The sequence below is a fragment of the Spiroplasma endosymbiont of Halictus nicosiae genome (assembly GCF_978018445.1).
The window spans coordinates 1,249,565-1,271,354 of record NZ_OZ389573.1 but is presented as its reverse complement, the minus strand read 5'-3'; the positions used below and the strand labels follow the sequence as shown (position 1 = coordinate 1,271,354).

Below are 21,790 nucleotides of genomic sequence, written 5' to 3'. Positions count from 1 at the left end.
TATGAATTTAATTATTAGTGCAATGAAAGAGGAATTGGCAGCAACTTTAAATGTTTTAAAACCAACAATAGTTGATAAATATACCCAGATTGAAGTATATCAAAAAGATAATTGATTATTTGCAATTAGCAAAATTGGGTTAGTTAATGCTGCTATGACTTTAACAACCTTACTTAAAGATTATGCAATTAAAACAGTTTATAATCTTGGAACAGTTGGGACTTTAAAACCAAATTTTAAACCATTATCAGTTTTAGCAATTACGGAAGCTTACTATGCTTTTGCTGATGCCCAAGAGTTTGGTTATGCAATGGGGCAAATCCCTGGCGAATTACCTAGTTATTATAGTAATAAAAAATTAATAGCTACAATTACAACAAAAATGCCATACATTCAAACAGCAGTTTTAGGCAGTAGTGATATTTTTATTGATAAAATAGAATATTTTAAGCATATTAAAACTAAATTTAAAAATAAGATTGATGTAGTTGATATGGAAGGTTGTGCTTTTTTTCAAGTTGCTTTAAATTATCAGATTTCAATTGTTAGTATTAAAATTGTTACAGATTATTTACAAGCAAATAAGAAAAGTTCAACAATACAATTTAAACAAAATTTATCACAAGCAGGAATTTTAATTTGTGAATTAATTTCAGCAGAATTATTTAATAATCAAGAATAAAAAATTAAAAATTAAGATATAATTTAAACAATGTTATCAAATAGAAAGAGGGATTAAATGTCGTGACTGACGGTTTTGATTCAAAATAATTATTGCATTAGTTGCTTTATTTGGATTACTAACTAATTATTTAACTAATTTACTGCATTTAGACAAAATGATTGTGACGGACAGTAATAACCAAACAACATATTTATGAGCTGTTTATGATCAAACAGGCGCAATTAGTCATTGAAATTATGCTGGTTACACAATATGATGAATTTCATTTTTTACAACACAATCAATTTTTTTAGTATTAATTTGATTTATAATTGCAATTATTTGCCATCGGCAAGAAGGAATTATTAAACCATTAAAAACATATTTCTCATTATCAGTTGCTGTGTATATTACCGTTACTTGTTTAATTTACAATTTCGTATTATTACCAGCAATCTTAAAAAATAAAGATTTAATGTGAGGGTCTCTACAGTGAACAGAGCAAATTATTCTGCATGCTGTTGTACCAGTATTAACAATTATTTATATTGTTATCTTTGCTAAGCAGTCACCATTAGTTTCAACAAAACAATTTTATCGACAAAAATTAGGGTGATATTTTATTTATCCAATTTTATATTGTGTTTATGGAGTTATTAAAGGAATATTATGTGAATATAGTGGAATGCATCTAAAGATTGCATATCAATATTTCTTTTTACAAATTACAAATCCAAAAGTACAAGGTCTACCTGGTATTGTTTGATTTATAATTGCTATTATTTTAATTTCAGGGATTATTGCTGCTTTTGGAGGCTTATATCATTTTAGTATGTTAAAAGTTACAAAACATATCAACAAGCAAAAAATTTTGGGAGTGTTGCAAAGATACGGGTTGTTAGTTAAAAACAAGATATAATCTTGTTTTTTCTTTTATGTATAGAAAATTTAATTTAAGGAGTTGAAATTATGCAAACAAAACATTATTTTATTTTGCGGTCCTTAGTAATTAAGTATGGAAAAGATAATGTTATTAATACTGTTAATAAGATAGTAACTAATAATGTAAAAGAAAATGAATAAATTATTCGCGTAATTTATTCAATATTGTTTATTTTTGAGCGTAGTGAACACGAGGAGCGTGCCGCGCAAGCTAAATTTTTAGGAGGAATTAAATTATGCCAGTATGGTTAACATGAATATTTAGTATTGTTATTATTTTAGGAATTCTTGCTTGAATTGGTTTAACGATTTATCAAAAAATTCGTCAAATTCGAGGTAAGAAAAAAGAAAAAAAGAAATTGAAAACAAGGAGGATAAAGAATAATGTTAGGTATGTATTTAACAACAGCTGTTAATTTTCTAGCTGCAGATACTCCTACTATTTCAGGTGGAATGGATTCTATTTGAAGCGGTTTGGGACAAGCAATGATGAAAGGTTAAAGATGCTGTTTATGCTGTGTTACCACAATTAATGACCTTTTTAGGTTATGCTTGAATTATTTTAATTCCATTTGGAATTTGAGTAATTATTAAAATATTAAACTTTTTCCGTGTCATGCTTAAAGGCTTTTAATATTTATTATAACTGATCCATTATGGCACACTAGCTTTTATGTTAGTTGATAATTATAAACGTATAATTTTATATTTTAATAGCTATTAGTTAAAACTAAGTAGTTATTTTCAGTGTGCCTTAATTTTTAATTTTATATATTTAACAATGTTTATTACAATACATATACATCATTTAAACATTTTATAGTAAAGGAGGATTAGAATGAAATTTATTAGTCCGTTGTCTTGACCAGGTGGAAAAGCAAAACACTTTGATAAAATTAAAGCATTATTACCGGCTAAATTTGATAAATTTATAGATTTATTTTGTGGCGGTGCTTCAGTTGGATTAAATGTGTTAGACCAGCAGTTATGTAACAAAGTAGTTTTTAATGATTTGCATACTAGTTTAATTGAATTTTGACAATATGGTATTCATTTAATTGAATTGGATTATTTGAAAAAATTAGTATATTCTAATTCAAAAACTATTAATGAATTGAAAGAAAAAATGTTTGATGATTATTGTTTAAATTTTGGTGAAGAATTTTTAATTAAGAACGCATTACCATTTAATGGTGAAAAATGAGGTACTTGAACAGATAAAAGATTACAACAAAATTTTAATGTTAATAAATTATTGAGAATTCAAAATGTTAGAAAACTATTAGTTGATCCTAAAAATAATATTGAGTTCTATAATTTGGACTATAAAAATATTATTAATAAATAATATGGATAAAAATATTGTTTGATATTTAGATCCACCATATTATTATAATAAAGGAAAAGTTTATAAACATTCAAAAATGAACTTTTATGAACTAAAAAATAATATTTTAAAGATTAAAGGTAAATGAATTTTAAGTATTGATAATTCTGAATTTATTAAAGACTTGTTTAAAGAATTTAATATTAATGAATTTGAATGAGTGTATAGTTCTACTAATTGTCATAATAAAAAGCCAAAACTTGGCCAAGAATTAATTATTACAAATTTTAGGTAGTGTGATTAATTATTAAACTTAAATGTCAAATTTGTAATTCTATTTTGAATAAAAAATTTGTTGGTAGTTTGTTTTGAGTAATCTATCATAAACCAAGTTATAAAAGTGGTTTTAATACGGCATTGTGTAAATATAATATGGAAAGTAAGGTGTTTTTATGATTTTTTATAAAAAGAATATTAACGTACAAAATTATTTTATTCGAACAGAATTTATAGTTTTTCAAACTGATAAAGCTTCGTTTATAAATTTACCTAACCACAATAAACATATTGGTTTTTGATTAAATAATAAGTTTATTTATTATAGTGAAAAACATTCTGATCAAGTAGCTATTGGTTTGATTTATGATAATTCTTATCCTATTGTAAAATATGATGAAAATTTAAAACGACATATTTGAAAATATTTAACTGGAACACAAATAATTAATTTGTATAATCAATATAAACAAAATTATTTTACACAAATGAAAAAAGCATTATTCCCTGCTGAACCACAAAAATTAAAAACAACTAAAAATAATTTAACAAATTGAACTGTTGAAAAACAACAAGAATTGATTAATGATTTGAAAGATTTAAATTAAATGAGTTTATATAATTATTGAGTTCAATTTGTAAGTTATATTATTGGTTCAAATGCCCCTGAGTTTTTATATGTTATATCGTTTGTATTATTTATCGTTTTATTTTTTGGTATGTTTTTTAAACTTATTCAAAAAATGTGGAGTTTTTAAATATGCAAAATGATTGAGAAAAATTAAAACAGTTTTTTATTCATGTATTTTTATTTATTGATAAATCTAATGTTAAAAGTATTATAAACTGAACTTTGACTCAAAATGAATATTTAACTTTTATGATTGGTATTTGAATTGTTATTTTATTTTTAACTTGGTTTTTATTGTGAATGGTTTTTAAAATAGTTAGTTATTTTAAATAATTAAGTTTTGTTATTATTATGGTTTTCTCTCCCCACAAAATTTTAAAATCTTTTTTTGAATATAATATATATTTTCATTATGAATTCAGTAATTATTAATATAAAAAATGTTGTAAAAAATATTTTTTTTGCATTTATTTGACTAATATTTTTAAATATTCATTCTACAAAATTAATTGTAGTAATTAATTTTCCGATAGGATTAATTAAAAAGTTTATAATTTTAATAATAGGCAATAATATTAAAATTATTTTTAAAATTTTCTTAATTTTTATCACTCTCCTTTTTGATTTGTGAGGAGAGAAAACCATAATAATATTAGTTTAATTATAAATAACTATTGGAGGTAAAATGAAAAAGTTTGTATTTTTTCTAATAAATTTTTGTTATATTAGTGGTTCAATGGTTTTTTTAGTCTAATTGATTTGTTACTTTGAATAATTTCATTAAATTATACTGGTTTAGTATTTTGACTATTATTTGCTTTACAATGTGTATATTTTGTTTGGTGAGTTTGAAAAAATATTTTTTATCAGTTAAATGTCTTTCGTTTAGTTTACTTTATTTGAGATAATCCGTTATCAGTAATTATTAGATATTAAATTGTATTCAGCGTTTAAAAATCGGTTTTATAATACAAATTATGTAGATGTATTTAATTATGATTTTTCAGTTTCAAATGATTATAATATTAATCAAAATGAAGGTTATGTTTTTAAAGGTGCTTTAAAAGAAAAATATGGTTTAAAATATAAAAAAATTGAAGAACAAAAAATTGGTTATAATGTTTTTGAATTACAAGCACAAAAAGAAAATGATATGTATTGTTATTATGATTTTAATTTTGGTATTTATAACTGACAAGAAATAAATAATGGTGGATTATTTCCCGATGGTCAATTATGACAAGCACAATATGAAAGTTGTAGTTGATATAACTTAGCATGTCATATTCGTAATGCGGCAATTTGAATTGTTAATAATATTCCCGGTGTAAAACAAGTTAATGAATTAGCGAGTGGAGTTGGAAAAATTTTTGAAACAATATATAGTTTTTTTAATCAAACATTTGAGGTATGAAAATTTAGTCCAGCATTATATAATACAATAACAAATATATTTTTATTAATTATTTTTATGAAATTTGTACGATTAATATAAAAAGGACTAATAAAGTCCTTTTATTCTTTTCAATCTGTAATTTTGCCAGTATCCTTATCAATTTCGGGTGTTTGTGCTTCATTAACTCCATCTCAACGATAAAATATTAATTCTATTGGTTTATTATTAAATTGTTGTATCATTCTTTTTCCAAATTTTATAATTTTATAGTTTTCAAAATTATTAATTCTAATTTTATCTTTTTGAGTATATTTTTCTTTTAAAATTATTTGATTTTTATATTTTAATATATATCATTTATTATTTTGTTTTTTAAATTCATTTTCTAAATTATTATAATTAATTAATTTTCAATTACTATTTTCTGGTGGTTGTTGTGGATTATATCTATAAAGAAAGGAAATAATAAAATGTTTAATTTTAATAAATTTAGTGCAAATATTTATGAAAATGCTTTAAATCAGTTAAAAGAAAAGATAGAAAGAATTGATAATATAATTTTTAAAAAACGAGATAAAATAAAATATTTTGTAAAAGAAATAAAAACTAGAAAAATTAAAACAGAATTTGGAATATTAATTTATAAGAGAAGAATTTACAAATATCTTTATAAGGGTAAGTGAAAATATGTTCCTCTTGTTGATAAACAATTTGGAGTTGAAAAATGACAAAGAATAATTAATGATTTAAAATTAAAAATAATTGCTGAAATATTAAAAAATAAAAGATATAGTAATATATTAGATATGTTTAATTGTAAATTGCATTTTTCATCTGTTTCGCGTATTTTACGAAAAGCATTAATAAAAAGAAAAGATAAAAAAATAGATTTAAAAAATTGAGAAAATTTATATATCAATTTGAATGATGCACATGTAACTTTAAAAAATAAAAATAATAAATCTTATTTGCAAACTGTTAGAATAATTTCATTTAATACTGGAAAAGAAAATAATAAATCTTTAAATAAAAAATATTGTTATTTTTTTCTTAATAAGAAAACTCAAGGAGCAGAATTTAATGCTTTATTTATTAAAAAACAAATTCAAAAATTTTTTAAAAATTATGAAAATATTAAATTAATTATTGGTGGGGATAGTGCTAAATGAATTAAAAAAACTGCTAAAATTTTAGATGGTATGTTTATATTTGATAGATTTCATGCAATAAGAGAATTAAAATAATGGCTGTATGTATTATTTAAGGGTTTTAATTAATATCTTAGAAATTGTGGAATAAAAATACCACTTATTTATCTAAGTTATATTACTTTTAATTTTATTGTCAACAATATTTTAACATTTTTTAAATTTTTCCACGACAAAAATACATGTTTATTAAAGTTATTTAATTTATTAGATAAAATTAATAAAAATATAAGTTTGGTTGTAAATTATTATTTACAAAATTATTAACTGAATAATTAATTCTATTTTCTTCTGATGGTTCATTAGTATTAAATAAATTAATTTTATTTTTAAAATTCATCATACTAGTATTTAATTTATTTTTAAGAGTTTTTTCATGATAAGTTGCTTTTTTAACCAAAACACCTTTACAGTAATGTGATATATCACCCTCAATATGACAACCAATATTATTTCATAATGTTTGATTTCTGACACCTTCTTCATTATTTTTAATTAATTTAATTGTCTCTTTTAAGAATTTCATTTTTGATTCTTTTATAAAAGAAGCACTGTTTTCTAAGCGTTCTAATAATTCTTCATATTTACCATTAAAAAAATAATCGACTGCTTTATGGTATGTTTCTCTGTTTTCTTTGTTTTTACTTTGATAAGGATTTAATTTTTTAAATCTACTTGTAAGGTGAAATTTATCTATCGTGTAATGTACTTTATTTTTAGGAAAATATTCTTGAATAAATTTTGCCATATTTTTAATTCAAGGTGCACCATCTCCTAATAGCATAAATTCAATATTGTCATTAATATCATAATAACTTGTAATTAATGTAAGTAATTTACTAACAAAATTAATTAATTTACTATTTTTTTAATATATTCTGGAATATTATCTAGTTCTATAACTCCTAATTTATTTGCAATTACAGGTCTTTTTTTAGTTGATTTTGTTTTATCAAAACCAGTATGAATAGTTGAAAATATACTATATTTTTTTTCCCCTTTTTATTTTCATTTCACATTTTTAAATAAGTTCCATCAATTTGAATATATAAAGTATGGGGTACCTTCATTTTTTTATCAGTTTTATTAATATAATATTCTTTATCAATTTTTGCATTTTTCATAATATTTGAAATTGTTTTTATACAAATTTTTACATGTTCCATAGTATCTAAAATATCTTGATATGTTTTTTTTATTGCCAATAAATGATAATATTTTTTCTTTAACAGAATTATCTATTCTTTGTCATTTTTTAATTCCTAAAAGTTTATCCAAAGGAAAAATATATTCTTCTTTACCTGTTTCTTGATTAATTTTATAATATTTTCTTCTTTTAAAAGTTATTTTCCCATTTAAAATAGTTAATTTTCTTGGCTTTATTTCTTTTACTTTATAATTTTTAAATTCTTTTAAAGTTTCATCAATTTTATAATTTTTAAAAATTCATTCATCACAATCTTCTAAACTTTGTTGAATAATTTCAATACTTTGTATATTTAATAAATTAATAAAATTCTTTAAAAAATTGTTATCAACATTTATCATTTTTATACCCTCTTTTCTATAGTTTAGGACTTTAGCACAAAAATAATGAAAATGCAAAAAAAAGATATTATTTTTTATTTATTGTGTTATAATTAAAATATTAATTATTAGCAAATTAATTTAACTGAAAAAAGTAAATTACTTTACTTTTTTTTATTTTGATGTAAAATATAGGTAATAAAAAAAGAATCAAGTTGGTTCTTTTGTTATATTTTCAGGATTAATTACTCTTTTATTTAATCATATTGTTTAAATAATAGCAATTTTAATATGCAAAAAGGAGTAAAAAATGAAAGAATTTAATCCAAAAAAGCAAGTTTAAGCACATTTAAGCGTAAAATAGAAGAATTTTGAACCGATAAGAAACCCAATCAATTATATTCTGTTAGTCATTTAACCAATAAACTTAATCTTTCTAAGCATTGAAGACAAGAAAATTACCGGAGCGAAAACATAATTCCATTAATTGAAAGAAATATTCAAAAAATAGAAATGGAAATAATAGAGTTTATGATGAAATCACCTGATGGTGCTAAATTATATTGACAACGAGCGTTTAATTATAAGTATTCAATCCAAGAAAAAGAACTTGAACAAGAATTAAACTTAAATAATCAACAACCAATAATTGTTAATTTACAAACGGATATTAGAGATATTAAAAAAGAAAGTGATAATAATTCTTAATCATTTTACTTATTTGTTAGAAATTCCTTATTGGTTATTACAAAATAGTAGGTATTGGTAATAAATATCCATTTGCTAAAAAATATGAGTTAGTTAATGAAATTAATCAAATTGGGACACGATATAGTGGTAAGACTATTTCAAATATAAAAATGTTTGGTGAATTATTAAAAATTAGTTTATTAATTAAAGAACCAATTTGTATTATTGCTAGTATGTATTGGAGTAAAGATTTAAAAGATAGTGTATTTCAAAATATATGAAATATGTTAGATGAAAATAATATACCTTATACTATTAATTTATCAAATTTTATTTTTACTTTATTAAATGGTAGCAAAATATATTGTAAAGGTTTACATTCACCAAGTCGAAAAAAAATTAAAAGCTTTTGATTGAAGAGAAGAATGTGATCAATTTCAACAAAAAGATTTAAGTGATTTAGAATTTGCTATTCGTGGTTATCAAAATAAAATAACAATTAATACCTGTAATCCTGAAAGCTTAAAAAGATATATTGTTGGTTATTGTAATGAATTATTACCTTTTAATGAAGAAATAATGCGTAGTAAATATGAACAAATTAAATATATTAAAAAATGAAATATGAAGATTATTATTCATTATTCTAGTTGAAGACTTAATTATGAATTACCACAAGATAAAATTAATGAGCAATTAAGGTTAGAGCAATTAGATGTTGAAAGATCAAGAGTATGGAGTTGAGGTTTGCCTGGTAATACTAGTGGTTCAATCTTTGCGCGATATATTGATATTATGCATGCAACAGATATTATTCAACCAACTAAATTATTAGGTGGTGTTGATTTAGCAAACTCTACTAGTCCCAAAGGACATACAACAGCGGCGAGCTTTTGAATATATAATTCATTTGATAAAAAAGCATATAAAGTAGCAGAATATACACACTCAAATGCTACACAACAATTTAAAGGACCATTAGAACAAGTAAAAGATATTTTAGAGTTTTACAACAATCAATTAAACTAATATTTTAATTTAATTCAGCAAGGTATATCAATTAATGTTGATGACAGTGCTTATGCAACATTAGAAAGTTTAAATAGAGAAAAATATAATTATTTTTTTGGTCAATATATGCATTTTAAACCAGCACAAAAGCAGAAGTTTAAAATAAAACATCGTGTAGAAGCATTTACAATGTTAATAAATACTAATCAATTAAAATGATTATGAGAAAAATGTCCTGTAAGTAAAACTCAATATGAATTAATTCAATGAGAAGATAAACCAGATTCCAGAGAAGAACGAATCTTAGACTTATACGATGATACATTTGATAGTGATTTTTATGCTTTACATTTTGAATTAATACCAATGGTTAAACATAATAGTTCAGCAGATTATAAATTATGACAACAAAGGGAGTGAATAACTTAATGAAAAAAGATATATATGTAATACATGATGAGCGTGTAATAAATGCAAAAAGACCATATATGTCTGTTTGTGAACAAGTTAAAAAAACTTTGTCAAGAATTTAAAAAAGATAATATAGCAATATGTAAATTAAATTTATATAACGAATATATTAAAAAATATCAAAAAGTTAAAGTATGTGTACAAGTTTTAGCAAATGAACCTAGTTTATTAACAGTAAATATAATTAATTATGCACTTTTCTTAAATTTAAAGGAGCAAAATAACTATGAATAATACTTTCCCTAGTTTACCAAACTTAAATGATATTAATAGTGTTTTAAAATTTTATAATTATGATTGAACTATTAATTTAGCAAATATTATTGCTCGCCATCAAATGCGATTAATAAATGGTAAAGATATTTTATTTAAGTCGCATCGTAAAGATATTTTAGAAAAATTAAATTGATGATATGAAACTTATAAAATAAAAGAAAAATTAGATAAAAATTAATTAACAGCAAGTTTAATGGGTAAAACTATCTTTGGTTTATTAGAAACTAGTGATGGAAATATTGATTTATGAATTAACCCCTTTAACTTTACATCACGCGTAAGTAAAATAAACGAAATTGAACAAGGTGCTGATATTTGATTAAATTATCATCAATCAGATAGTGGTTTTATTTTAAATTTAATTTGTACCAAAGATAAAATAGTTATTAAAGGTTGACCTAAAAATAATGAAGTAGTTGTTGGTCAAAGTAAAACACAAATTAAAGATGATGTTAGACCTGTTTTAGTACAAGAATTTAAAAACAAATTAGGTATAGTCCCCTTTTGAGAAATGATAAATGAACCTAATCCTTCATTTTTATCAACATCAACCACTTTAAATCCATGACCTACAATGGCAAATTGTTATAAATTACAATTTGATTTAGAAGATAGTTTTAATATTAAATCAAAAGAAAGATGAGCAAATCGTACGCATTGATATGGGGTATTAGATGATGATTTAATGACTGCTTATAACAAAGGCAATAAAAAAGTATTACAAGATGCTTTTGATGATATTTTTATTCAATCAGGTCAATCAGCCGTAGATGGTCAATTATCCCAATCTTTACAAGTAGTACAAGGGGCACCAACCTTAGAAACATATACACAAGACCAAAAAGCAATTATTGAACAAGTATATATAGCATGTCATTTTTCTAGTCCTTTTGGTGATGCCTCAGATAGTGAAGAAAATAAAACCCAATTATTAATAAAAAAAACAAAAGATTTAGAAAAACAAGCATATTTACAAGCATATCGTAAACAATATTATACTAAAATGTTTGATACAGTTTTAAAATATTATGGTTTATGAGATGGAAATGGTGAACTCCCTTATGGATTTGATTTTGTTAGTGCTAGTTTAGTAGATCAAATTCGACAAAATGAATTAATTACTGCTAGATTAGATAATGGTACAATGGAACCAATAAGAGCAATTACTGAATATGATAATATTGATGAATTAGAAGCAACCAAATATTTTGAAAAAGTAGAAGCATGACAAGATAAAATGCAAGCCAAAGAAATAGAACATAATAATAAATTACTAGAATATGATGAAACTGGTAATAATCAAAATGCCTTACAAGGTAGAACAGAAATTAAGGAGAATTAACAAATGCAAAAAATTAGTCCAGCAGCTATGCAATGATTAAGAACAGGAGCAGGTGCTACTGCAATAGATATAAGAGAAAGTATAAAAGAACATAGACATTGAATGGTATTTCCTTTTAATGTTTATAGTTCATATATTCCTGATACTGAGACAGGTTGAAAACCTAATAATGCTAAACCAAGTGATTATGGTAGTTATTCAAGAATATTTGATAATATGGAAAGTACTATTGCACAATGACAAGGCAGTTTAAAAATAGTTCAAAAATATAAAGGTGAAGAAATTAATATTTTAACGATTGATGATTTTAAAAATCAACCTATTAATTCCACTATATGAGCCAATAATGAAACACCTTTTGCTATAAAATTAAAAGATGAAAATAATAATGTTTATTGAAAATTAATTGATGGTGAAAACATTTATAATATTAATAGAATGTTAGAATACTTAAATCAATATAAATTAAGTTATTTTATTAATAATGATAATAAATCTGATAACTTTTATACAAAAGAGGTTAAAGTTGGTAAATATTGAGATGCTTATATGGTTGATGATGTAAGTTCTATTAAATTTGGTGATGCTAAATTTGAACAAGTATTTACACAGCAATCAACTGAAAGACAATATACTTTATTAATTTTAGATGAAGATATTACTAAATTAAATATTAATGATTAATATAATTTTTATACTGTATTTAATGACCGTGGTTTAAATATTGGTGGTGGTGATATTAATTCTGCACCCGAAGATAGACAATGATTATATCCATCAAATGTTATTAATTATTATTCCGTAGAAGATGGTGATTTCTTATGACAAGAAATTACTTTTTCAAGTATTAATGACAAAATTAGTAATAGTGGTTTATCAGTACGACAATTTATTCAAACAAGTGCCCCAGGTGAAGGTTATTGTTTTCCTAAAATAACTTATGATAAAAAACTAAATAAAGGTATTGTTGAATTAGATGAGATTTTATTAAAAGACCCAGGTGTTAGAGCAATGGCAGTTAAATTTTATGGTAATCCTATCTTTTTTGATATGCCTGTTATTGGGAGACCAATTATTAAAGGTGAATTTAATAAAAAAGTAATGAATTCTCGTGATTTATTAATGTATAACATGTTTCCTGCACCACCTGATAAAATAAATACTTATGCTTCACCCTAAGTAAGTTGATATAACATTCAAGGTATTCAACCAACTATTATTACTGGATATAAAGATTGAAAAGAACATATTCAATCAATGTCTGATTTTTGAATTGAAAAAAATAATGAGGGTATAATAATAACAGATAAAGCAAGTTCAACAGCAACCAATCCGACTGTTGGAACAACTATTAAGGAAGAAGACAAAAATTCTAAGCCTTATTGGTCTAAAAATTGAATGATTACTCCACCAGATAAAGTAAAAGTAAATAGTGGAACTATTAATAATATTATTAGTACCCAAGCCTCATCATATTTTAGAAGAAAAGATGAATTCGGTAATACAGTTGATAATGTTCAAATTGAATATAATAAAATGGGTAAATGTAATGTTTGAGATATTTTAAATATGATTAATTTTATTAATCGCCAAATTACAGTATTACCTTTAAACTATACGCAAAAATTAGTATTTAATCCTTTTACGATACCTGCTATTGGAAAGTTTTTAAACTTTGTTTCGTTTGGTATTCCTTGGGACTGAATTGGTAATTTAATAATTACACAAGATGATAAATGACCTAATTTTCCATGACTTAATGGTTTTATGAGTGCTAATGTTTATAGTTTTTATAATGATGCCTTTTGAGGTGAAAAGGCTGCTGGTAAAGGTTATTTACCATTTGAAATATTTAGAGAACAAGGAAATGATAAAATTGGTGCTATGATTGGTGCTAATGCTACTAGTTTTAGTTTTACTACTTTATTAACTGATAAAATACAAGGCAATGTTTTTGAAAAAGATGGTAAACCAACAGAACGAATAACTTATTCAACTTATAATTTAAAACAATTAAAGCCTAAAACTAATCGTATTTATTTAATTAATGAATTAGTAAGAGCAGTTGATGCTCAAACACCAGTTAATGATAGTGAAAAAGATAATGATTGCGAATTCTTACAAACACCTGATGGTACAAATTGTAGTTATATATTTGATATGTTTTCAATACAAGCATTATATAAAGGTAATTTTGAAATTATCTTTTATGCTGACAACCCATATACAAATAATGAAGAAGATTATTTACGCTTATCTGTATGGAGTTTCAGAGGTAAAACAAAAAGTGTTTTAAATAATTATTTACGAGATATGACAACTAATTATAAAACTAGTTTCTTATTACCACATGACTATGAAATACCAACATTTAATTATCCAAAATATGTATTGCCTCCAGTACCTTATAACTACAAACCATATACAAAAGATATTATGCCTTCTGATGTAGTATTACCATTATTAACCAAAATTACTGCACGAGCACAATGCAAACGGGCTTCTTCTGATACTCCTAATAGTTTTATTAATTTATTTTCTGATGAATTTAAGAATGCTTATTATGAAATTGAAATTGATTTAAAACAAATTGACCCAACAATTCAAAGATTAGTAAATTTCAAGATGCTTATAAAACTATTGAAATAAGTAATCTGGGTAATTTACAAGTTGAATGTGCACAAGCAAATATAGAGAATTTTATTCCTAATAGAGATATTAATTTATCTGGTGGTCGTAATGCTTGTTATTCTAATTTTGGTTTGTTATCTAAAATAATTGGTAGTCGGAAAAAAGTTGAGGTTTTATAAAAATTATAAATAAAGTAATTAAATACAAATTAAAGTAATCGCTTATTAGAGCGATTTTTTTATTTGCATTATTCATCAGATAGTATCTTTAAAATTAAAAATTAACCTATTTTTTCCCTACAAATTAGTTAATTTTTATAATTTTCTTTCTGTGATTTATTATATTTTTTCGGTTTAACAACTAGTAATATAATTTTTAATAAAGATACTATCTGATGAATAATGCAATCTAAAACTTAATATTTTTTGATGCTTAAAGATGGATAACTCATCTATGGCATGAAGCCTTAAAGAAAGTGTGAAAGCTATTGGATTTACTACTCCTATTTATTTCTTTAATTCTCGGCAAGATTAATCACTTGTGAAATGTCAGAGCATGTGTTTTTTGGTTTGTTTTCATAAAAAAAGTGCTGTTAAACCGAAAAAAACAATATCGGACACTAAAAAACAAGAGGGTTGGAACTCCAAAAGGTTATTTTCTTTATATAAAGTTGTGTAGGGATGGATGAAGCGTAATTAATAACTGGGTAAACTGTTTTGTTTATTTCCGTATGGGGGATAAACTCTATCAAAATATCCTATCCGCCCCCGCCCACCTTCAAAGTGGAGCGGGCGGCCAAGTAATTAAATATTAAAATAAATTATTTACTAAATATCAAAATATTAACCAATAAAGGAATATTATGTTTTTTACAGAAGGAAAAATATTTGATGAAAAAATGAAATAAAAAAATTAAAAATAAATTACAAGAATTAATGATACGAGCTTATCCAGTAACGGTAAATGATATTAATGATGAAATTTGAGCAACAAATAAAAAGAATTAAGGAGTATAGATAAAATGACAGAATATAAAAGCAAATATATTAATAAAACTTGAAATGAAATAACAACATCATTTGATTGAGTTAATTGTCAACCTATTAATTGTCGTATTTCACATCATAAAAAGCATTATGATTTGCAATGTTTAGAATGAGCCAAAATGTACTTAAATTTATTTAAAAACAAGTGAGATGTTATTGTTTCATATATGCAATATTATAAAATTAACGATATTTTAGATTTAGCATCCGATGGATGAAAAATATTACAAATTGACAAAAAAATAAAACAAATAAATTAAAATATATTATTGCAATTGACCCTGCTGGAGTTGGTCAAACTGGTATTATTATTTATAATGTTTTGCAAAAGAAAATAATTAATAATATTACTTTTAATTCTAAAAATGAAGAAGAAGCAATAAATAATATATATTTAATATTAAATCAATTTAAAAATAAAATTTGTTCTTATTTAAATAAAGTTGTTGTAATAATTGAAGATTATCAACTTCATAAAGGTTTAAAAATAAAAAATCCATTATCTACTCCTAAATTCATTGGTGGTTTAAAAGTTTTATGTAAATATCTATTTAATTTAAATTATGTTTTACAATCGCCAGTTGTTAAAAAAATTATATTTATAAAGGAAATATTAAAATGTCAGAGCACGAATTAGATGCTTGAAAACATTTACAATATTTTTTAAAAAAGGAAGTGATAAATAATGACTATAACAGAATCAATTAAATTTAACAAAATTAAAGAAGAAAATGAAACACTTAAAAAAGAACTTACTGAAAAAGATAAAGAAATATCTAAATTAAAACAAGATGTGGCAGATTTAGAATGTAATCAATATACTTTAGAAGCAAAACAATTATATAAAGAAGATTTTTACAAAAATCCATATTCAACAGGTTCTATCGATTGAATATTAGTTGACAGTTCAAAATATGACAAATTATCTAATAAGGATGTTAAATAATGTCTCAAACAAAAAGTAATTTACCTAAAAATTCTAATAACTGTAAACCTAAAATAAAAAATAAAAAAGTTAATAAGTTAGAATTAACTGTTAGATTACATGAAAATCCTATTAAAACAAAAATTAAGGCTCTTGTTGCTGGTGGTGTTGAAGTTGATGCTTGTTCGGCTAAATGTCAGTGAGAAGGATTAAATTACTCAACATTATCAATATATAACCCATCTGTTTTAACTGAGTTTTTGAAATTAAAAAAAGATGATGAGATAAAAATTAAAGGCTCAGTATTTAATCAGTTAAATATAAAAACTAAGCGCTATTTTTTGTCTTTTAGAGTAGATAGTTTTGAAATTATACAAAAAGCGATTAGAAAAAGAATAAATACAAATATTAAAAAATAGAAGGAAAAATAATGGCATTAAAAAATGTAAAATATGTTCTTATTGATGAAAATAGTGAACCTATTAAAAATGAAGATGGTAGTTTAGATATTAAAACTGCTGAAATTATTTTAGAAAATACTGCTGAAGTTCAAGAATTTAATGCAAGTAATTTAGAAAATAATAATCAGCAAATCAACGAACTACAAACAAAAAATACTGAATTAACTTCACAAATTGAACAACAAACAATTTAATTAAAACAAATTGAAATAATTGACTTTATTAATTCTTTAACTGATAATGAAGAATTTAAAAATGTTTTATTAAAGTCTTATGATATTACTGATGATATTGAAATCATTAAAGCACAATTGCAAAGTGTTTATAATGAATTAATTAAGGTACAAACAGTTAATACTGGTGGCGTACCAAAAGTAGAAAACAAAGAAAACAATATTTTAGATACAGACAATGTATTTAATAAATAGAAAGAAGGAAGTAAATTATGGCACAAAACCCACAAAGAATTTTCGGAGATATTGCTAATCAAGCAACAAAACGAGATCGAGAAACATTTGAACAATGATATTTACAAACTTATCAACAAAAATTTAGTTGAGAAGCTTTATTTGCGTGAAAAGAAGCAAATAAATTTGGTTTAACATATAAAAGAAAGAAAAATATTAAATATAATGAAGGTTTGGGAGCAAACGGTCAAGTATTTAATACTGATGATAACCTATTAAAATATTCAACAGTGGAATTTGAAGATGGAATTGTTGAATTAGATACAATTTTAACTTTTGCTCGTAAATTAGATCCCATAGAAAGTGATTTTAATCCTAATCTTTGAGCAGCTGATATTGAACAAGCAATGAATACTGAAGTTGCTTATAAAAGTAATAAAATTTTAGAAATTATTAATAAAGGAACAGTTACAACTATTCAAGGCAAAAAAGCAGATGATACAAATGCTTTACAAATTCATGATGAAATTATGGATAAAATATATGAAAACGGCTTTACTCCATCAGAAACAGTTGTCTTGGGTTCGGCTGATTTTATTCGTGGAATTCGTAATAAATTACAGTTACAACTTGGAGCAAACGACCAAATAAATAGTGTAATCACAACAAGTGGAGCAATGAAAACTGTTAAAGCAACAACATACTATATGGTTCCTAAAAAATTACCAATTATTAATAAAGATGGTTCAGAAGGAACAATTGAATTATTACCAAATGGAGTTAATGCAATTGCCTTTAAGTTTAGCAAAAAATATGACCCGCTTATTTTACGCAAAAAAGATCATACTCCGTTAAGAGTTGGTGCAGCTGCATTGGGTACTGGAATGGGTAATACTTTGATTATGGAAAGAGTTTTATATTTAGGTGGGGCAGTAGTTGAACCTAAGGGAATTATTAAACATATTGTTTCAAAAATTGATATTAGTAAAATTAATAAAATAGATAAACCAACTATACATGTTACAGACCCAACAAAAGCAACAGCCCAACAGTTAAAACCACAATTTAAAGATGTTGTTTTAAAAGCAGTAAAAGCAGTAAATAGTTCTTTAACTGAAAGTGATTTTGATTACTTTATTGAAAGTAAAGGTGAAGACTGACCAATTAATATTACAAATGACAAAACAGTTGCAGTTCAAATTGAAGGTAAAAACAACGCTACTGGTCAAACAAATCCGATTGATGTTAAAATTAAAAATTCTTAATAGTACTAAAAAATAGTACTTTTTCGTTTGATAAATGATATGCCAATTGGAACATCTAAAACAACCCTTATTTATACTGTTAAAAAAATCCAACTAGATTGTCAATCCAACAACAAGAAAAAAGTTTTGGTTTACAGTTATTAGAATTTTTAGGAATTCAAGTTTTAGCTCTTGGTTTATCAGTTTTAACTGGTGGTATTGCTTCGGCTGTTGGTCTTGGTGCGGGATTATCTAATTTTGCCGCAGCATTTATCTCGTTTGGAGTAAAAGCAGCAACCGATTTTGCCGTAAATCAAATATATGATAAATTAACATCAGAAGTAACAGCAAAAAGTACCGCCTTAAATTTGTTACCAGCAATTGGTGGGATTGGTAAATTAACGCGTGCTGTTCGAACAACTAGAATTTTAAAATTAGCAAAAGAAACTAAACTACTTGAAAAATTAGGTGTAATAACTGCTAATAATTTAGAAGATGTTGTAAGGCAAGTTACAGATAAAAAGATTTTATCTTCTAAATTAATATTTGATTTTACAAAGCAGGCTAATAATGAAACTTTATTATATACAATTGGAAAATTAGCCCGAAATGATTTTTATAAAGGTTTTAAAGTTTCTAATTTAGAAACAATTAATAATTTATTAAAAATTGAGAAAAATATTAAAAAAATAAGTCCTAAATTAGTTCAAAAAATACCACGCGTGAATGAAAAAAATGCTAATAAATGATTGTCTGAATATGGATTAAATATTGATAAAATAAGTAAAATTAATACTAATGAGTGATATAATATTATGACTAATCTTCATAAAAAAGGTGTTGGTAAAAATCTACTATTAAATGCTAATTTAATGAGGGGCAGTAAAATATATAATAATAAATTATTAAATATTTTTCTTCAAACACCAATTAAATTAAATAAAATTTTAAATCATTTAAACCCAAATTTTTATATTCAAAAAGTAACTAAAAAATTATTAGCCCCTATTGAAAAACAAATAATTACTATTAAACAAAAAGTAATTAGTAAAATTACTGATAAAACTAAAAAAATATTATCTAAATTTGAAACTAAGGCTATTAAAAAAGGTCAATTATTACCTTTTGCTTATGGTTCTGATCTTTTTTTAGCAGTAAAAATTGTTCCTTTATCAGTTGCGGGTGAAGTTGCTTTAACAATATATTATAAAAATTCTAAATATGTCCCTATTGTCGTTATAACAACTTTAATCAAAGCAGAACAGTTTGTTTTGGCTCTTGAACCGTTTAAATTCTATATAAACAGTGAGTGGTTTATTGGTTGGGGATTTAAAAAAACAAGTTTGTTTAATTTAGTTTCTATTGCCCCACTTGCTTATCAGCAAGTAGTAAAAGATAGTTTTAAAATATATAGGACAATTGCTAAGATATTAAAAATGCAAGAACAATTTAAAAATAACTTTAATAAAGATAAATTGTTAAATACGCTAGAAGATAGTGCAATTACTAGTTTATTGGGTAATGGACTAGTATTTCAAGCATATAAACAACTCAGAACAAAACAAGATTTAAACAAAACAATTAAAACAAAAACACTATCAAGTAGTAAAAAGTTTATCTTAAATAAAATCAAATCAAAAAGAAATAAATGATAAGGAGATGATTAAATGTTAAATGAATTATGACAAAATGTTACTTTGGAAAATTATAATAATTTTATTCCAATGACAGGTAAAATTACAAAAGTTCCAGTTCGTTATAATAAGTTCTTTAAAGGTGATGTAGAATTATGATTTAAAACATTTGCTTTAAGAGCCCAAAATATGATTAATTCTTACTTAAACTATCCATTTTCAAAGCTAAAATTTGAAACATTTAAAGACCCATTATTAAAGAAAATTTGTATTAATATGGTGTTTATTACGATTGAACATTGAACATTTAATCGCATTCCAATTAAATTTTTTACTTCGGCAAATATGAGTGTTGGTGATATTAATTATTCTTCACAAAATGACCCTATGGCAACATGACAAGGTCTATTGCCTAGCTATGCAAAATCATTGGCTAATCTAACAACTTTTAAAAAATGTTTCGTACTTTTCAAAAAGAAGGTATTGATTTAACAATGATAGATTTAGAAGCATATTATACCCAATTTGAAGTTGATGTTTTAATAGAAAAAGAAAAAACTAAGATTGATAATAAAAGTATTATTAAAAATAATAATGGAGAAATTGCGGTTTCAGATTTAAAACAAAATAAAATTACTTTAATGCTAAATGTTAGTAAGCGTAATAATGCTGATTTTAGTGCTGAAACTGGTGAATTAAGAATATGAGACCCAAGCTTCCAAAATAATGACCAAGTTGCAGATTTTAGTGTTGTTAAAACAAACAAAACGCCCGGACTAGAAGCAACAGATGACACATTACCAACTACTAAATACATTAATGAACATTATGCTTTAAAAAAAGTATTGAGCAGTGAAAAGAAGTTGGAGAAAGGTAAACAAAAAAGTAATTAAATATAAATTTATTTTAGGGAAAAAATATAAAGTTCATTTTATTTGAGAACGACCAACCGCAGATTTTGTTATAATAACTTGTTTTGAATGTAAAAATAATGGTGGTGGTTTGCAAACTATTTCAACTAGTTTGGCCTTGGGAAAAGGCGGGGCAACAAGAATTGGTTTTTTAAATGTAGATAATTCTTCTAATAATCATAAAGTAGTAATTTCAATGACGGGTCATGAATATTCGCCAACAATTCTAAAATTAGAAGAGTTACAATAAATTAACGAAGATAATTATGTTTAATAAAAATATTACAATTAAAAATAATAATGAATTAATTACAAATTAATGCTAATTTATTAAAATAAAAAAATAATTTAGAAAGAAAGTAGAGTGTTATAAATGAATTTAAAAGATTATAAATCAGAAATTTTATTATTAATTCGTAAAATATTTATTTGGGGATTAGGGGCAATTTTAATAATAAGTGCAATTTTGTTATTTTTTTGCAAAGCATTTAAAGTAATTGAAATTTCATGACCAGAATATTTTTATATTGATTTATCATTACTTATTAGTGGTGTTTTAGTCTATTTAATTGATAAAATTTTTGAATTTTTTAAGAAAGATAAAAAACAAGATAGTATTGAAGATGTTATTAAAAAAGAAGAAACAAAATAAAGAGGTGTTATAAATGGGATTGTTACCAGCCAAAAAGAAATTAAAAAAAGAATATGATATTGATAGTTATTATCTTAATTTAGCATCAACAATTACTAATCGTAAAAATGTTACTGTT

32 protein-coding genes and 2 pseudogenes are annotated in these 21,790 nt (G+C 23.8%); 30 read left to right on the top strand and 4 right to left on the bottom strand.

Features of this window, described 5'->3' with window-relative positions; genetic code table 4:
- The first annotated feature begins 1 nt into the window (after position 1).
- From mtnN to ACZ91P_RS08785, 9 genes and pseudogenes are all read left to right on the top strand, one after another.
- Positions 2 to 682 (top strand): 5'-methylthioadenosine/S-adenosylhomocysteine nucleosidase, encoded by a 681-nt coding sequence (gene mtnN / locus ACZ91P_RS08825; protein ID WP_465155144.1) that lies wholly within the window; start codon positions 2 to 4, stop codon positions 680 to 682.
- Positions 683 to 845: 163 nt separating this feature from the next.
- Positions 846 to 1,583: a Pr6Pr family membrane protein gene (locus ACZ91P_RS08820; protein WP_465155142.1), complete on the top strand. Its 738-nt coding sequence runs from the start codon at positions 846 to 848 to the stop codon at positions 1,581 to 1,583.
- Between the two features lie 259 nt (positions 1,584 to 1,842).
- On the top strand, positions 1,843 to 2,022 hold the full coding sequence (locus ACZ91P_RS08815; RefSeq protein ID WP_465155140.1) for a hypothetical protein: 180 nt from the start codon (positions 1,843 to 1,845) through the stop codon (positions 2,020 to 2,022).
- Positions 2,023 to 2,444: 422 nt separating this feature from the next.
- Entirely contained in the window at positions 2,445 to 2,954 is a 510-nt protein-coding gene (locus ACZ91P_RS08810; RefSeq protein ID WP_465155138.1) for a DNA adenine methylase, read from the top strand.
- Position 2,955: 1 nt separating this feature from the next.
- Positions 2,956 to 3,228 (top strand): DNA adenine methylase, encoded by a 273-nt coding sequence (locus ACZ91P_RS08805; RefSeq protein WP_465155136.1) that lies wholly within the window; start codon positions 2,956 to 2,958, stop codon positions 3,226 to 3,228.
- 157 nt (positions 3,229 to 3,385) lie between these two features.
- Positions 3,386 to 3,817, top strand: coding sequence for a DUF3627 domain-containing protein (locus tag ACZ91P_RS08800; RefSeq protein ID WP_465155134.1), 432 nt, complete (start codon positions 3,386 to 3,388; stop codon positions 3,815 to 3,817).
- Between the two features lie 152 nt (positions 3,818 to 3,969).
- The gene (locus ACZ91P_RS08795; RefSeq protein WP_465155132.1) at positions 3,970 to 4,173 is read left to right on the top strand and encodes a DUF2649 family protein; all 204 of its coding nucleotides are present in this window, start codon (positions 3,970 to 3,972) and stop codon (positions 4,171 to 4,173) included.
- 352 nt (positions 4,174 to 4,525) lie between these two features.
- Positions 4,526 to 4,767: pseudogene (locus tag ACZ91P_RS08790) on the top strand (hypothetical protein); the annotation flags it as partial.
- Positions 4,766 to 5,335: pseudogene (locus tag ACZ91P_RS08785) on the top strand (spiroplasma phage ORF1-like family protein); the annotation flags it as partial. The pseudogenes ACZ91P_RS08790 and ACZ91P_RS08785, both read left to right, overlap by 2 nt.
- Before the next feature lie 20 nt (positions 5,336 to 5,355).
- Here ACZ91P_RS08785 and ACZ91P_RS08780 read toward each other — a convergent pair.
- The gene (locus ACZ91P_RS08780; protein ID WP_465155130.1) at positions 5,356 to 5,478 is read right to left on the bottom strand and encodes a spiroplasma phage ORF1-like family protein; all 123 of its coding nucleotides are present in this window, start codon (positions 5,476 to 5,478) and stop codon (positions 5,356 to 5,358) included.
- Between the two features lie 228 nt (positions 5,479 to 5,706).
- Between ACZ91P_RS08780 and ACZ91P_RS08775 the strand changes: the two genes are divergently transcribed.
- The gene (locus tag ACZ91P_RS08775; protein WP_465155128.1) at positions 5,707 to 6,480 is read left to right on the top strand and encodes an Mbov_0401 family ICE element transposase-like protein; all 774 of its coding nucleotides are present in this window, start codon (positions 5,707 to 5,709) and stop codon (positions 6,478 to 6,480) included.
- A gap of 181 nt (positions 6,481 to 6,661) precedes the next feature.
- On the opposite strand, the gene ACZ91P_RS08770 is transcribed toward ACZ91P_RS08775, so the two are convergent.
- The 3 genes from ACZ91P_RS08770 to ACZ91P_RS08760 all read right to left on the bottom strand — a co-directional run bounded on the left by ACZ91P_RS08770 (position 6,662) and on the right by ACZ91P_RS08760 (position 7,992).
- Positions 6,662 to 7,192 carry a hypothetical protein gene (locus ACZ91P_RS08770; RefSeq protein WP_465155126.1) on the bottom strand — a complete coding sequence of 177 codons (531 nt, stop codon included), beginning with the start codon at positions 7,190 to 7,192 and terminating at the stop codon, positions 6,662 to 6,664.
- Positions 7,193 to 7,364: 172 nt separating this feature from the next.
- Positions 7,365 to 7,568, bottom strand: a complete 204-nt coding sequence (locus tag ACZ91P_RS08765; protein ID WP_465155124.1) for a hypothetical protein — start codon at positions 7,566 to 7,568, stop codon at positions 7,365 to 7,367.
- A complete protein-coding gene (locus tag ACZ91P_RS08760; protein ID WP_465155121.1) occupies positions 7,546 to 7,992 on the bottom strand; it encodes a UPF0236 family transposase-like protein in 447 nt (148 codons plus the stop codon). The genes ACZ91P_RS08765 and ACZ91P_RS08760 overlap by 23 nt, the downstream gene beginning before the upstream one ends.
- Positions 7,993 to 8,484: 492 nt before the next feature.
- Here ACZ91P_RS08760 and ACZ91P_RS08755 point away from each other — a divergent pair, with 492 nt between their 5' ends.
- The 20 genes from ACZ91P_RS08755 to ACZ91P_RS08660 all read left to right on the top strand — a co-directional run bounded on the left by ACZ91P_RS08755 (position 8,485) and on the right by ACZ91P_RS08660 (position 21,672).
- A complete protein-coding gene (locus ACZ91P_RS08755; protein ID WP_465155119.1) occupies positions 8,485 to 8,679 on the top strand; it encodes a hypothetical protein in 195 nt (64 codons plus the stop codon).
- 330 nt (positions 8,680 to 9,009) lie between these two features.
- Positions 9,010 to 9,690 carry a hypothetical protein gene (locus ACZ91P_RS08750; RefSeq protein ID WP_465155117.1) on the top strand — a complete coding sequence of 227 codons (681 nt, stop codon included), beginning with the start codon at positions 9,010 to 9,012 and terminating at the stop codon, positions 9,688 to 9,690.
- Positions 9,691 to 9,798: 108 nt separating this feature from the next.
- Positions 9,799 to 10,101, top strand: a complete 303-nt coding sequence (locus ACZ91P_RS08745) for a hypothetical protein (RefSeq protein ID WP_465155116.1) — start codon at positions 9,799 to 9,801, stop codon at positions 10,099 to 10,101.
- A 69-nt stretch (positions 10,102 to 10,170) separates the two neighbouring features.
- Positions 10,171 to 10,377: a hypothetical protein gene (locus ACZ91P_RS08740; RefSeq protein ID WP_465155114.1), complete on the top strand. Its 207-nt coding sequence runs from the start codon at positions 10,171 to 10,173 to the stop codon at positions 10,375 to 10,377.
- Complete coding sequence (locus ACZ91P_RS08735) at positions 10,370 to 10,597, top strand: hypothetical protein (RefSeq protein ID WP_465155112.1); 228 nt, start codon at positions 10,370 to 10,372, stop codon at positions 10,595 to 10,597. Before ACZ91P_RS08740 ends, ACZ91P_RS08735 begins: the two co-directional genes overlap by 8 nt.
- 15 nt (positions 10,598 to 10,612) lie before the next feature.
- Positions 10,613 to 11,761, top strand: a complete 1,149-nt coding sequence (locus tag ACZ91P_RS08730; RefSeq protein ID WP_465155110.1) for a hypothetical protein — start codon at positions 10,613 to 10,615, stop codon at positions 11,759 to 11,761.
- A 3-nt stretch (positions 11,762 to 11,764) separates the two neighbouring features.
- Positions 11,765 to 12,445, top strand: coding sequence for a hypothetical protein (locus ACZ91P_RS08725; protein ID WP_465155109.1), 681 nt, complete (start codon positions 11,765 to 11,767; stop codon positions 12,443 to 12,445).
- A gap of 327 nt (positions 12,446 to 12,772) precedes the next feature.
- Positions 12,773 to 12,940 (top strand): hypothetical protein, encoded by a 168-nt coding sequence (locus ACZ91P_RS08720; RefSeq protein WP_465155107.1) that lies wholly within the window; start codon positions 12,773 to 12,775, stop codon positions 12,938 to 12,940.
- Between the two features lie 78 nt (positions 12,941 to 13,018).
- Positions 13,019 to 14,410 (top strand): hypothetical protein, encoded by a 1,392-nt coding sequence (locus ACZ91P_RS08715; protein ID WP_465155105.1) that lies wholly within the window; start codon positions 13,019 to 13,021, stop codon positions 14,408 to 14,410.
- 1,003 nt (positions 14,411 to 15,413) lie between these two features.
- A complete protein-coding gene (locus ACZ91P_RS08710; RefSeq protein WP_338992878.1) occupies positions 15,414 to 15,698 on the top strand; it encodes a hypothetical protein in 285 nt (94 codons plus the stop codon).
- Complete coding sequence (locus ACZ91P_RS08705; RefSeq protein WP_338989306.1) at positions 15,653 to 16,075, top strand: hypothetical protein; 423 nt, start codon at positions 15,653 to 15,655, stop codon at positions 16,073 to 16,075. Before ACZ91P_RS08710 ends, ACZ91P_RS08705 begins: the two co-directional genes overlap by 46 nt.
- A 48-nt stretch (positions 16,076 to 16,123) precedes the next feature.
- A complete protein-coding gene (locus ACZ91P_RS08700; protein ID WP_465155103.1) occupies positions 16,124 to 16,384 on the top strand; it encodes a hypothetical protein in 261 nt (86 codons plus the stop codon).
- Complete coding sequence (locus ACZ91P_RS08695) at positions 16,384 to 16,782, top strand: hypothetical protein (RefSeq protein ID WP_338989310.1); 399 nt, start codon at positions 16,384 to 16,386, stop codon at positions 16,780 to 16,782. Before ACZ91P_RS08700 ends, ACZ91P_RS08695 begins: the two co-directional genes overlap by 1 nt.
- A gap of 11 nt (positions 16,783 to 16,793) precedes the next feature.
- Positions 16,794 to 17,018 carry a hypothetical protein gene (locus ACZ91P_RS08690; RefSeq protein ID WP_465155101.1) on the top strand — a complete coding sequence of 75 codons (225 nt, stop codon included), beginning with the start codon at positions 16,794 to 16,796 and terminating at the stop codon, positions 17,016 to 17,018.
- 251 nt (positions 17,019 to 17,269) lie between these two features.
- Positions 17,270 to 18,496, top strand: coding sequence for a hypothetical protein (locus ACZ91P_RS08685; RefSeq protein ID WP_465155099.1), 1,227 nt, complete (start codon positions 17,270 to 17,272; stop codon positions 18,494 to 18,496).
- A 98-nt stretch (positions 18,497 to 18,594) separates the two neighbouring features.
- A complete protein-coding gene (locus ACZ91P_RS08680; protein ID WP_465155097.1) occupies positions 18,595 to 20,130 on the top strand; it encodes a hypothetical protein in 1,536 nt (511 codons plus the stop codon).
- A 12-nt stretch (positions 20,131 to 20,142) separates the two neighbouring features.
- A complete protein-coding gene (locus ACZ91P_RS08675; RefSeq protein ID WP_465155095.1) occupies positions 20,143 to 20,601 on the top strand; it encodes a hypothetical protein in 459 nt (152 codons plus the stop codon).
- Positions 20,565 to 21,002 (top strand): hypothetical protein, encoded by a 438-nt coding sequence (locus tag ACZ91P_RS08670; protein WP_465155093.1) that lies wholly within the window; start codon positions 20,565 to 20,567, stop codon positions 21,000 to 21,002. Before ACZ91P_RS08675 ends, ACZ91P_RS08670 begins: the two co-directional genes overlap by 37 nt.
- On the top strand, positions 20,962 to 21,270 hold the full coding sequence (locus tag ACZ91P_RS08665; RefSeq protein ID WP_465155092.1) for a hypothetical protein: 309 nt from the start codon (positions 20,962 to 20,964) through the stop codon (positions 21,268 to 21,270). The genes ACZ91P_RS08670 and ACZ91P_RS08665 overlap by 41 nt, the downstream gene beginning before the upstream one ends.
- A 123-nt stretch (positions 21,271 to 21,393) precedes the next feature.
- On the top strand, positions 21,394 to 21,672 hold the full coding sequence (locus tag ACZ91P_RS08660) for a hypothetical protein (protein ID WP_465155090.1): 279 nt from the start codon (positions 21,394 to 21,396) through the stop codon (positions 21,670 to 21,672).
- The last annotated feature ends 118 nt before the right edge of the window (positions 21,673 to 21,790 follow it).